The sequence below is a fragment of the Burkholderia metallica genome, assembly GCF_902832845.1.
In the GTDB taxonomy this organism is placed as follows: Bacteria; Pseudomonadota; Gammaproteobacteria; order Burkholderiales; family Burkholderiaceae; genus Burkholderia; species Burkholderia metallica.
The window spans coordinates 263380-275280 of the sequence record NZ_CADFDB010000010.1 but is presented as its reverse complement, the minus strand read 5'-3'; the positions used below and the strand labels follow the sequence as shown (position 1 = coordinate 275280).

The window sequence follows — 11901 nt, the reverse complement described above, 5'->3', positions numbered from 1 at the left end:
CCACCATGATTTCGATCAAATAATCCGGCAATAATCGTCGCGCGCGTTCAGTCGCACGTCACACCACGCTGCACGGCGAACCCGCGCCGCAGGTCGATGCGGTCGACCATTGCACCCGGCGCAACGATTCCGTCTATCCTGCTTCATTCACCCGGCATTCGAATTCGATGAAAAAGGCATTGCACGACCTGAATCGGCTGTCCCGGAATACGGCGACAGTCGCGCATGACAGCCATAAAGGCGATCGGGCCGCATTTTTCCGCAAGAGCGGCTCGACGCGTCTGTCGCCGAGGGATGCGATCGCCGCGCATCGGGAGGCCGCATGACGCGCCGCACCGCCGCCGAGCGCGACGCGCTGTCTGCCCGCCTCCTCACGCGCGACGATCTGCCGCTCGTGTGGACGATCGACCGGCGCGAAATCATCGAGCACCTGTACGTGCTACGCGACGGCGCGCTGCATCTCGTTCCCGAGTTCTACGACGTCGCGGGCTGGCCCGACGGCGAAGCCGACCACTACACGCCGATCCTGCTCGACTGTCACGATCGCGGCGGCTGGTGCCTCGGCATGTTCGACGGCGCGCGGCTCGTCGCGGCGGTCGTCGTCGACAGCCGGCCGCTCGGCCCGCACCGCGACATGCTGCAGTTGAAGTTCCTGCACGTGAGCCACGACTGGCGCGGCTGCGGGCTCGGCGAGCAACTCTACCGCGCGGCCCGGGAGCAGGCGCGTGCGATGGGGGCCGCGCGCCTGTACGTGTCGGCGACACCGTCGCAACGCACGATCGACTTCTACCTGCGGCTCGGCTTCACGGTCAGCACATCGCCCGACCCGGCGCTGTATGCGCTCGAGCCCGAGGACATCCATCTGGAAGGACCGACGGCCTGACGTACCGGCACGCGGGCAAAGCATGGAATTTCCCGCGTTGCCGCAGCCGTCATCGACCATCGCGAAATCACGGAGAGCGACATTGCATAACGTGCAGAACGACGGGCAACCGCAACCGCTGCCGAAGATCCTCGTCAGCATGTGCGTGGTCGGTCATCCGGTTCGTTACAACGGCTCGGCCAAAACCGCCGCGCACGAGGCGCTCGAACGATGGCAGCGCGAAGGGCGTCTCGTGCCCGTGTGTCCGGAACTGGCCGGTGGCTTCAGCGTGCCGCGGCCGCCCGCCGAAATCGCCAGCGGTGAATCGGGGCAGCAGGTGCTGTCCGGCGTCGCGCGGATCGTCGACGTGAACGGAACGGACGTGACCACGCCGTTCGTGGCCGGCGCGCACACCGCGCTGGCACTCGCGCGCACGCACGATTGCCGCTTCGCGATCCTCGCCGACGGCAGTCCGTCGTGCGGCAGCACGTTCATTTACGACGGGAGTTTCGAGAACCGGCGGCACGCCGGCGCCGGTGTCACGGCGGCGTTGCTGCGCGCGCATGGGATCGAAGTGTTCGCGGACACCGAAATCGACGCGCTCGATGCGCGCCTCAAGCAGGTGTCGCAGGCCGGTTAACGACGAAGCGCGGCACGAGAACCCTCGTGCCGCACGTCGTTTCGGCTACAGCGAATCGGTAAAGCGGCGAAGCGGCGAAGCGGCGCATCCGTTGCCGCCTCGCCGCGAAACACGGATCGAACGCGGATCAGACCCGTTCGATCGCGATCGCGATGCCCTGGCCGACGCCGATGCACATCGTGCACAGCGCGAAGCGGCCGTTCGTGCGATGCAACTGATACATCGCGGTCGTCACGAGACGCGCACCCGATGCGCCGAGCGGGTGGCCGAGCGCGATCGCGCCGCCGTTCGGGTTCACGCGCGGATCGTCGTCGGCGACGCCGAGCATGCGCAGCACCGCGAGACCTTGCGACGCGAACGCCTCGTTCAGTTCGATCACGTCGAACTGGTCGATCGTCATCCCGAGCCGGGCGAGCAGCTTCTGCGTGGCCGGTGCGGGGCCGATGCCCATCACGCGCGGCGCGACGCCGGCCGTCGCGATGCCGAGCACGCGGGCGCGCGGCGTCAGGCCGAACCGCTTCGCCGATGCTTCGTTCGCGAGCAGCAGCGCGGCGGCGCCGTCGTTCACGCCCGACGCGTTGCCGGCCGTCACCGAGCCGTCCGGACGCACGACGCCCTTCAGCTTCGCCAGCGCTTCGAGCGACGTCTCGCGCGGATGTTCGTCGCGCGACACGACGAGCGGATCGCCCTTCTTCTGCGCAATCGTGACCGCGACGATTTCCTCGGCAAGCGTGCCGTCCTGCTGCGCACGCGCGGCCTTCTGCTGGCTGCGCAGCGCGAACAGGTCCTGGTCGGCGCGGCTGATGTTGTAGTCGACCGCGACGTTCTCGGCGGTCTCCGGCATCGAGTCGACGCCATGCAGCTGTTTCATCAGCGGATTGACGAAGCGCCAGCCGATCGTCGTATCGTAGATGTCGGCCTGGCGCGCGAATGCGCTCGCGGCCTTGCCCATCACGAACGGCGCACGCGTCATGCTTTCGACGCCGCCGGCGACCATCAGCGCGGCTTCGCCCGACTTGATCGCACGCGCAGCCACGCCGACCGCATCCATCCCGGACCCGCACAGCCGGTTGATCGTCGAACCCGGCACGCCCTCCGGCAGCCCCGCGAGCAACGCGGACATGCGCGCGACGTTGCGGTTGTCTTCGCCGGCCTGGTTCGCACAGCCGTAGATCACGTCGTCGATCGCCGTCCAGTCGACGTCGCGGTTGCGCTCGACGAGCGCCTTGAGCGGCACCGCGCCGAGGTCGTCGGCGCGCACGCCGGACAGCGCGCCGCCGTAACGGCCGATCGGGGTACGGATCGCATCACACAGAAAGGCTTCGGTCATCGGTGTCTCCGGTCTCTTGCAAAGCTGGGAAATGAGTGAACGCGCCCCTTGCATTGCCCGCCGGGATGCGCTTAAATGTTCTATATACGAACATAAGATCGTGTATCGAACGCTCAACGCATCATAGGGAGTGCGGGGACGACCTGTCAAGCGCGCGGTCCGCCGCACGGTTGGCGTGTCAGGCCCCATGCGCTATCTTCTCGGCTGCACGTCAATCCGACCATTCATGACAACCGAAGACATCCAGAAACCGGGCGACTCCTATGTGCAGTCGTTCGCGCGTGGCCTCGCGGTGATCCGCGCGTTCGACGCGGCACGCCCTGAGCAAACGCTCACCGAAGTCGCGTCGGCCACCGGGCTCACGCGCGCGGGCGCGCGTCGGATCCTGCTCACGCTGCAGACGCTCGGCTACGTCGAGGCCGATGGCCGGCTGTTCCGGCTCACGCCGAAGATCCTCGAGCTCGGCTTCGCGTATCTCACGTCGATGCCGTTCTGGAATCTCGCCGACCCCGTGATGGAGCAATTGTCCGAGCAGATCCATGAAAGCTGCTCGGCAGCCGTGCTCGATCGCACCGAGATCGTCTACGTGCTGCGCGTGCCGACCCGCAAGATCATGACGATCAATCTGTCGATCGGCAGCCGGCTGCCCGCGTACTGCACGTCGATGGGCCGTGTGCTGCTGTCCGCGCTCGACGATGCCGCGCTCGACGAGACGCTCGCGCAAAGCGGCATCCGCGCGCATACGCCGCGCACGATCACCGATCTGGGCGAGCTGAAGGCGACGATCGCGCAGGTGCGCCAGCAGGGCTGGGCCGTGGTCGACCAGGAACTCGAAGTGGGCCTGATGTCGCTGTCCGCGCCGATCCGCAACCGGCGCGGGCAGATCATCGCGGCGATGAACATCAGCGGCAACGCGCAGCGGCATACCGCAAAGCAGATGGTGAAGGAGTTTCTCGGGCCGCTGCAGCAGGCCGCGCAGACGGTGTCGGAGCTGGTGGCGCGGCGGGGGTAAACGACGAACGCCCGGGCGCGTCAGGATGCGTTCCGGGCCGCGCTACGCGGCCTGACCTGCAACCGTGCGCGTTGCATCGCTTGTTGCAGTCGGTCCGTCAGCACTGCGCGCGGCGGCAATGCCGTCAGGTACTCCGCAACGTGGATACCGGACTTGTCCAGTTCCAGCAGCTCGATCTGCTCTGATTTCTTTCCGGTACAGAGGATGATGCCAAGAGGCGGTGCTTCATCCGCCTCTCGCTCGTGCCTGTCGAGCCAGCGCAGATACAGTTCCATCTGCCCCTTGTACGCGGCCTTGAACTCGCCGACTTTCAACTCGACCGCGACCAGCCGCCGCAGTTTCCGGTTGTAGAACAGCAGATCGAGGTGGAAATCCTCGTCGTCGATCTGGATGCGCTTCTGGCGGGCGACGAACGTGAAGCCTGCACCCAGCTCCAGCAGAAAGGACTCCATTTCGCGAATGATCGCCGTCTCCAGGTCGCCTTCCTGCCAGGTGTCGCGCAGACCGAGGAAATCGAGAATATATGGATCACGCATGATCAGGCTGGGCGACATGCGTTGAGCATCCCGCATCGTTGCCAGTTCCTCTGCAATCAATGCATCCGGCTTCCGGGAGAGTGCGGTGCGTTCGTACAACATCGAGTCGATACGCTCGCGCAGCGTCCTGACGCTCCAGCGTTCCACACTGGCCATCTGCGCGTAGTAGTCGCGCTGACGTGGGTCTTTGAGCGGCACCAACGCAACGAAATGCGTCCAGCTCAATTGTCGTATCAGCGATACGACAATCCCTTCGTCCGGAAACGTGACGGCAAACTGCACCATGCGACGAAGATTCTTCACGGCAAAGCTGCCGCCGTACTCTTTCGTCAACTGCGCGGCCAGCGTCGGGAGCACCTCTTCACCATAGTCGGCCCGTTTTCCCGCCAGGACCCGGGTATGAACGAGTTGGCCGATGCGCCAATAGAGCATCGTGAGTTCGCTGTTCACCGCCGAAGCGGTACGCTGCCGCGCCGCGTCGATCAATGCCCGGATGTCACCCAGCAGCGTTTGCGCCGCGGCTGGCGACGCAACGGCAACCTTGCGTCGGGTCATGCTGTTGCCTCCTCGATGCGCCGGCGCCCCGCAACGATACGCAACCGGCGCTGACGCCCGACAAAGGTAAATCCGTCGCCAAGCTCGATCAGAAGATCTTCCAGCCGCTCGATCAGCGCACCTTCAAGGTCGGACTCCGAATACTCGTCCTTGAGATTCAGAAACTCCAGAACAAAAGGGTCTTTGATCGCGTCGTCGGGCGTGACGACGTCCGCTGGCTTGCGTACGTTGCCCTTGGTCAGCATCGCGGCCTTGTCCCTGGACAGCGCCGTGCGTTCGTAGAACTGGCTGCCGATCTGCCTGTCGAGCTGGCGCACGCTCCGTCCGCCACGCAAGGCTTCGGCCTCGTAGAACCGGCGAGCCAGGTCGTCCTTGACCGACAGCAGCCGCACATAGGCCGACCACGGCAGCGTGAAAAACTGCGCGAGTTCGTCGAGCCGCCTCGGGTGCAGCGGTGCCGGGGAAGATTCGCCAGACGGTGTCTGGCAAATTGGCCAGGTCAGGAAGAACGACCGCATCTGCTGCAAGTTCTGGCGACTGAATCCGCGGCCGAACCGTCCGGTGAGATCGCTCGCCAGCCGCTCGATCAACTGCTCGCCGTATCCTGCACGCCGCCTTCCCTGTTGCTCGGCCTCCACGATGCGACGACCGATTTCCCAATAACTCGCCGTCATCAGCGCATTGACCTTGCGAGCCGCCGTATGGCGCGCGGCCTCGAGCAATTCGACAATGTCACTGTGGACGCCGGCATAGCCAGCCGGCACGGCAGCGCTTTTCGCAGTTGTCATAGAAAACGTCCTGTTGCCAATGCGGTCACCTCCGCGGAGCACGGAGTGAACTCCGCGCAACACAATTTAGTGACGAGGCAACGCCCGGTCTATCTGACACGAACGAAACTGCACTGCGAGCCGGTGGAACACGGCGCCGCTCGTACGCTGAGCACCAGCCGTCGGCAGCAACTAGCTGCCGCCCCGCTCAAAACAGATGATGAATCCTCGCGACGATCGCGAACTGCCGCTGCGTGACCGACGCGCCGATCGCGAAGATCGCGCATCCACGACGTTTCTCTCACGAAACACAAAACACGAAACACGAAGCGCACCCCGCGCCGCGTCACGCATGAGCACGCACAAGCACTGTCGATTCGACGAAACCAAAACCACGCAGCAGGCCCGACCGACATCACCCACTCACGCGCCGAGCAACATCCCCGTACGCACCGGCACCGTGCCCGTCACGCGGCCGAGCGGCGCACCGGCCGTCACGAAGCGGATCGCGCGGCGCATGTAGAACACGCCGTCGGTTCCGCTCGAGATCGTCGTGATCGCATCCGTCAGCGGATCGACGATGTCGAACAGCGGATCGCCGGCGCGGATCGTCGCGCCGATCGCCGCGCGGTGCACGAGTATTCCGCTCACCGGTGCGTAGAACTGCTCGCTGCCCGCAAGCGGCGTGGCCGGTGCGGCGAGCGGCGGCAGCGGCACGCGTTCGCCCCGCACCGCGCCGCGCCACACGAGATAGTCGACGAGCGCATCGGCATCGCGTTCCGCATATTCATACGTCACGTCGCGCTGGCCGCGGCATTCGACCGTCACGGCCACCGTACCCGCCGCCATCGGCGTGCCTGCCGGCAAGTGCTGCCGCAATTGCGACCACAGCAGATGATGCGCATCGTCGAACGCGTGCCCGCCCGAATCCTCGGCGAGCAGCGATACCTGCGAGCCGAGATAACGCGCGAGCGGCTCGACTTCGGGCCACGCGGTATCGCTCGTGTACACGTGCATCACCGCTTCGAGCGAGCAATGCAGGTCGATCACCACATCGGCGTCGTGCGACAGCTTCAGCAGCGCAAGCTGTAGCGCATCGAATTCGGTGCGAGGCGCGATCTCGTCGAGCGCCGCGCCGACGCATTCGCGCACGATCGCGCGATTGCGTTCGCCGTCGTCGCCGAGCCGATCGCGCGCACGCGCGGCGATCTGCGCGAGCGGCAGGAAACCGCGATTGAAGTTGCGGCCGCTCGCGAGATCGAAGCGGCCGATGAACTGCCCGAGCAGATGATGATTGAGGCCGACCGGGTTCGCGACCGGCACGAGCACGATCTCGGCCGCGAGCCGCCCTTCGGCATCGAGCTGCCCGAGACGCTGCTTCAGCACGAACGCCGCGAGCATCGCGGGCGTCTCGTCCGCGTGCAGCGCGGCCTGCAGGTAGATCTTGCGGCCGGTGTCGGCCGGCCCGAAATGAAAGCTCGTCAGCGTGCGCTGCGTGCCGATCGACGGCGACAGGAGCGGCGTGGTGCGAATCTGCATCGATGATCTCGAACGAGTAAAAACGAAGAAGCGGATGAACCGGCGGCGTGGCGTGGCCCGGCGCTCAGTCGCCGTACGGGTTGAAATCGAAGTACTGCTTCGCGATCCGGTCGTACGTGCCGTCCTTCAGCATCGACGCGATCGCGCCGTCGATCGATGCCTTGAGCGCCGTATCGGACTGCCGCATGCCGATGCCCACACCGCGATCGCCCATGTCGAGCGGCGCGCCGACGAACGCGAAACCCTTGCCGCGCGGCTGGCGCAGGAACCCGTAGTCGGCTTCCACCGTGCCGAGCAGCGCCGCGTCGAGCCGGCCGTTCACCAGATCGGCGAACACGTCGTCCTGGCTCTTGTACGGCACCACGCCGACGCCGGCCGGCGCCCAGTGCGCGAGCGCCCACGATTCGAACTGCGTGCCCGACTGCACGCCGACGCGCTTGCCGGCCAGCGACGCCGTCGTACTGTCGAGCCGGCTCGCGGGCCGCGCGACGAGCCGCGACTTGAAGCGGAACAGCTTCGACGAGAACAGGATCTGCTTCTCGCGCTTCTCGGTGATCGCCATCGACGACAGGATCGCGTCGATCTTGCGCGCCTGCAGCGCGGGAATCATCCCGGAGAATTCGAGCTCGACCCACTGGCAGCGCAACTGCGCACGGCGGCAGATCTCGTTGCCGAGATCGACGTCGAAGCCCTTCAGGCTGCCGTCGGGCGCCTTCGCATCCATCGGCGGATAGGTCGGGTCGATGCCGAGACGCACGACGTGCGCGTCGAGCGCGTGCGCGGACGTTGCCGCCAGGCCAAGGCACAGGGAAACGAGCGGGACGAGGAAACGTTTCATGGTCGACGAAGGGCAGGAAGAGGAGCAAACGGCATCGGCCGGACTGCCTGCGATCGTAGGCGGCACGGGCCCCCGCCGGAACCATCGACTGCCTTATCATGATCGGTATTTCCGATCACCGGCCCCGCGCTGCCCATGGCGTTCACGCTCTCCCAGCTTCGCATCTTCCAGGCCGTCGTCGAGCACGGCAGCCTGCGCGCCGCGGCGCGCGCGCTCGATCTCGCGCAAAGCGGCGTCACGCAGCAACTGCAGAGCCTCGAGGCGACGCTCGGCGCGACGCTCTTCACGCGCACCAATCGCGGGATCGTGCCGACGGCCGTCGGCCAGCGGCTGCTCGCGCGCTCCGGTTCGATCCTCGGCGAATGCGAGCAGGTCGAGCGCGAGATCCGTCAGTTGAGCGGCGCATACGAAGGCACCGTCACGCTCGGCCTCGTGGCCGAGCCGCTGATCGACGCGTTCGCGCCCGTGCTGAGCGCGTTCCGCGCGCGCTTCGACAAGGTCGACGTGCACCTGCGCACCGGCACGTCGCGGATGATGGTCGGCTGGCTGCGCGAAAGCGCGGTGGATTTCGCGATCGCGCTGGTCGCGAAGCAGACCGACACGACCGATCTCGCGGTCACGCCGCTGCGCGCTTCCGCGCCGGTGGTCGTGTGCCGCAACGGGCATCCGGCGATGCACGCGCAATCGCTCGCCGAGCTGGCCGACTACGCGTGGGTGTCGACGCGCTCGCCGAACCTGAGCGCCGATCCGGTGGTCAACCGGCTCCTCGCGTACTTCGACGTGCACGGCTTGCCGCCGCCGAAGATCCTCGCCACCGTCGAAGGGATGTTCGAGACTCTGCAGATCGTCACGCAGACCGATTCCCTCGCGCTCGAAACGGAGGCCATCACGCGGCACGGGCCGTTCGCCGGCGCGCTCGCGAAGGTGCCCGTGCGCGAACAGGCCGAATCGCAGGACATCTGCCTGCTGCAACGCGCGGCCGTGCCGCTCACACCGGCCGCGCAGGAACTCGCGACGATGCTCGCGTCGTATTTGAGGGTGGTGCGGGGGCGGTAAATGCACCGGCAACGCGGGCACGCGGCCACGCGGCCGCGCCGCCCCCCGCATCGCGCGTCAGTCGATCGACTCCCGCGCCGTCTCGCGCAGCATCGCGACCGCGATCAGCGACAGCACCACGCACGCGGCCACGTAGCCGGCCGGCGCGAGCTTGCTGCCGGTCGTCTTCACGAGCCAGGTCGCGATTAGCTGCGCGGTGCCGCCGAAGATCGTCACCGCGAGCGCATACGCGATCGAGATGCCCGTCGCACGCACGTGGCGCGGCAGCGATTCGCACATCAGCGCCATTTCCGACGCCGAGCCGAGCGAATAGAACAGCAGCATCAGCGCGGTCAGCGGCAGGATCACCGACAGCGTCGGATGATGGTTCATCAGCCAGAACGCCGGGAACAGCAGCGCGACCAGCACGCCGCGGCCGACGAAGATCGGCAGGCGCCGGCTGCCCAGCTTGTCCGACAGCCAGCCGAACAGCGGGCACGTGACCAGCATCACGCAGCCCGACGCGACACCGACGAACATCGACAGCTTCATCGGCAGGCCGAGCGTGTGGATCGCATAGGTCGGCATGTAGAACGTCAGGATGTAGGTCGACACCGTGCCGCCCATCACCGTGAGCATCAGCAGCAGCACCGTGCGCGTGTGCTTCGAGAAGAGTTCGTGCAGCACGCCGCGTTCGATGCCGTGATGGCGGTCGCCGGGCGCATCGTCCGCGAGCCGGCGGCGCAGGATCATCCCGACCGGCGCGATCAGCACGCCGACGAGGAACGGCAGCCGCCAGCCCCAGCCTTCGAGCGCGTCCTTCGTCATCGTGTTCGACAGCAGCGCCGCGAAGCCCGAGCCCATCAGCGCGGCGCCGCCCTGCGTCGCGAGCTGCCAGCTCGCGCGGAACGCGCGGCGCGACGTGCCGCCCTGTTCGAGCAGCGTCGACGTCGCCGCGCCGAATTCGCCGCCCTGCGAGAAACCCTGCAGCAGCCGGGCGAACACGACGAGCAGCGGCGCGGCGACGCCGACCTGCGCATAGGTCGGTGCGATCGCGATCAGGCCCGTGCCGAGCGCCATCAGCATGATCGTCAGGTTCAGCGCGGCCTTGCGCCCCTTGCGATCCGCATAGACGCCGAGCACGACACTGCCGAGCGGCCGCGTGAAAAAGCCGGCGGCGAACGTCGCGACCGACAGCAGCAGCGACGTGGTCGGGTCGCTCGACGGGAAGAACAGCTTGCCGATCAGCACCGCGAAGAAGCCGTACACTGTGAAATCGAAGAACTCCAGCCAGTTGCCGATCACGGCCGCGGCAATCGCGCCGCGTTTCGTGACGGCAGGCGCGCCGGGCGCGCGCGTGTCGGCGGCCGCCGTCGACGCGGGGCGCAGTGCGAGATGGTCTTTCTGCATCGTTATCGTGTCCTCTCAATGCAGCCGGAAGCGCCGGCCGCGCGTCCCGCCGCCGGAATCACCGCCCCAGATAACGCTCCACGAGGCGCGTCCAGAATGCCGCGCCGATCGGCAGGTTGCGATCGTTGAAGTCGTATTTCGGGTTGTGCACCATGCAGCCGTCCTCGCCTTCGCCGTTGCCGAGCCGCACGAACGAGCCCGGCCGCTGCTGCAGCATGAACGCGAAATCCTCGCTGCCCATCAGCAGGTCGGTCTGCTCGACCACGTGCGCATCGCCGACGAGTTCGCGCGCCACCTGCGCGGCGAAATCCGTTTCGGCATCCGAATTGACGACGACCGGGTAGCCTTCGATGTACTCGACGTTCGCGCTCGCGCCGTAGCTCGCGGCCTGCGTTTCGGCCAGCTCGGTGATGCGGCGCTTGAGCAGCGCGCGCACGTCGGGGCTGAACGAGCGCACGCTGAGTTCGAGGCGCGCGCCGTTCGGGATCACGTTGTTCGCGGTACCCGCGTGCATCGAGCCGACGGTGACGACCGCCGGCTGCGCCGGATCGACGTTGCGCGCGACGATCGTCTGCAGCGCCATCACGATGCTCGCGGCGACGACCACCGGGTCGACCGTCAGGTGCGGCCGCGCCGCATGGCCGCCGACGCCTTCGATCGTGATGATCGCCTTGTCGCCCGCCGACATGAACGGGCCGCGCCGCGTGAGAAACACGCCCGGCGCCGCGCCCGGATGGTTGTGCATGCCGAACACGGCGTCGCACGGGAAGCGTTCGAACAGGCCGTCGTCGATCATCTTCTTCGCGCCGCTGTCCACGCCATGCTCTTCCGCCGGCTGGAAGTACAGGTGCACGGTGCCCGAGAAGTTGCGGGTCTTCGCGAGATGCTGCGCGGCGCCGAGCAGCATCGTCGTGTGGCCGTCGTGGCCGCATGCGTGCATCTTGCCGTGCGTGCCGCTCGCATACGGCAGCCCGGTCGCCTCGACGATCCGCAATGCGTCCATGTCGGCGCGGATGCCAATGCTGCGTGTACCGTCGCCCACGCGCAGCGTGCCGACCACCCCCGTCTTGCCGACCCCGCGCGTCACCTGCCAGCCCCACTGTTCGAGCTTCTCGGCGACGAGCGCGGCCGTGTCGTGCTCTTCATACGCCAGTTCGGGGTGGTGATGGATGTGGTGACGGATCTCGCGCAACCCGCCGGCGGCGGGCATCAGATCCTCGACTTCGGTGAATCGGGTATCGGTGGTCATCAAGGGGCTCCTGCCGTTTGTCTGCGCACGCAGCGAGTGCGTGCGGGAAAGCGAGCCACTATAGCGAGCCGATATCCGTTCAATAAGATGCTGAATTTTTCACCGCGATAAGGTTTTTTAATCAGGGT

At 66.7% G+C, this 11901-nt stretch carries 10 protein-coding genes and 2 pseudogenes; 5 read left to right on the top strand and 7 right to left on the bottom strand.

What is annotated here, in order from left to right; genetic code table 11:
• Positions 1 to 167: 167 nt before the first annotated feature.
• The 3 genes and pseudogenes from HWX08_RS26275 to HWX08_RS26265 all read left to right on the top strand — a co-directional run.
• A pseudogene (locus tag HWX08_RS26275) lies at positions 168 to 278 on the top strand (SAM-dependent methyltransferase); the annotation flags it as partial.
• Positions 279 to 322: 44 nt separating this feature from the next.
• Complete coding sequence (locus tag HWX08_RS26270) at positions 323 to 883, top strand: GNAT family N-acetyltransferase (protein WP_069260837.1); 561 nt, start codon at positions 323 to 325, stop codon at positions 881 to 883.
• Positions 884 to 1022: 139 nt separating this feature from the next.
• Positions 1023 to 1502, top strand: coding sequence for a 2-thiouracil desulfurase family protein (locus HWX08_RS26265; RefSeq protein WP_157126900.1), 480 nt, complete (start codon positions 1023 to 1025; stop codon positions 1500 to 1502).
• A gap of 127 nt (positions 1503 to 1629) precedes the next feature.
• Here HWX08_RS26265 and pcaF read toward each other — a convergent pair whose 3' ends face one another.
• Positions 1630 to 2832, bottom strand: coding sequence for a 3-oxoadipyl-CoA thiolase (gene pcaF, locus HWX08_RS26260; protein ID WP_069260839.1), 1203 nt, complete (start codon positions 2830 to 2832; stop codon positions 1630 to 1632).
• Positions 2833 to 3058: 226 nt separating this feature from the next.
• Here pcaF and HWX08_RS26255 point away from each other — a divergent pair, with 226 nt between their 5' ends.
• Entirely contained in the window at positions 3059 to 3844 is a 786-nt protein-coding gene (locus HWX08_RS26255) for an IclR family transcriptional regulator (RefSeq protein ID WP_174921622.1), read from the top strand.
• Positions 3845 to 3864: 20 nt separating this feature from the next.
• Here HWX08_RS26255 and HWX08_RS26250 read toward each other — a convergent pair whose 3' ends face one another.
• The 4 genes and pseudogenes from HWX08_RS26250 to HWX08_RS26235 all read right to left on the bottom strand — a co-directional run bounded on the left by HWX08_RS26250 (position 3865) and on the right by HWX08_RS26235 (position 8079).
• Entirely contained in the window at positions 3865 to 4935 is a 1071-nt protein-coding gene (locus HWX08_RS26250; RefSeq protein ID WP_174921623.1) for a PDDEXK nuclease domain-containing protein, read from the bottom strand.
• Positions 4936 to 4970: 35 nt separating this feature from the next.
• Positions 4971 to 5723 (bottom strand): annotated as a pseudogene (locus HWX08_RS26245) (PDDEXK nuclease domain-containing protein); the annotation flags it as partial.
• 402 nt (positions 5724 to 6125) lie between these two features.
• Positions 6126 to 7241, bottom strand: a complete 1116-nt coding sequence (locus tag HWX08_RS26240) for a succinylglutamate desuccinylase/aspartoacylase family protein (RefSeq protein WP_069260841.1) — start codon at positions 7239 to 7241, stop codon at positions 6126 to 6128.
• Positions 7242 to 7305: 64 nt separating this feature from the next.
• Positions 7306 to 8079 (bottom strand): transporter substrate-binding domain-containing protein, encoded by a 774-nt coding sequence (locus HWX08_RS26235; protein WP_069260842.1) that lies wholly within the window; start codon positions 8077 to 8079, stop codon positions 7306 to 7308.
• 135 nt (positions 8080 to 8214) lie between these two features.
• Between HWX08_RS26235 and HWX08_RS26230 the strand changes: the two genes are divergently transcribed.
• The gene (locus HWX08_RS26230; protein WP_069260843.1) at positions 8215 to 9135 is read left to right on the top strand and encodes a LysR family transcriptional regulator; all 921 of its coding nucleotides are present in this window, start codon (positions 8215 to 8217) and stop codon (positions 9133 to 9135) included.
• A gap of 57 nt (positions 9136 to 9192) precedes the next feature.
• Here the strand turns inward: HWX08_RS26230 and HWX08_RS26225 are convergent, their stop codons facing one another.
• Both HWX08_RS26225 and HWX08_RS26220 read right to left on the bottom strand, forming a co-directional pair.
• The gene (locus HWX08_RS26225; RefSeq protein WP_069260844.1) at positions 9193 to 10524 is read right to left on the bottom strand and encodes an MFS transporter; all 1332 of its coding nucleotides are present in this window, start codon (positions 10522 to 10524) and stop codon (positions 9193 to 9195) included.
• A gap of 58 nt (positions 10525 to 10582) precedes the next feature.
• The gene (locus HWX08_RS26220) at positions 10583 to 11773 is read right to left on the bottom strand and encodes a M20 aminoacylase family protein (RefSeq protein ID WP_174921624.1); all 1191 of its coding nucleotides are present in this window, start codon (positions 11771 to 11773) and stop codon (positions 10583 to 10585) included.
• Between the last annotated feature and the right edge of the window lie 128 nt (positions 11774 to 11901).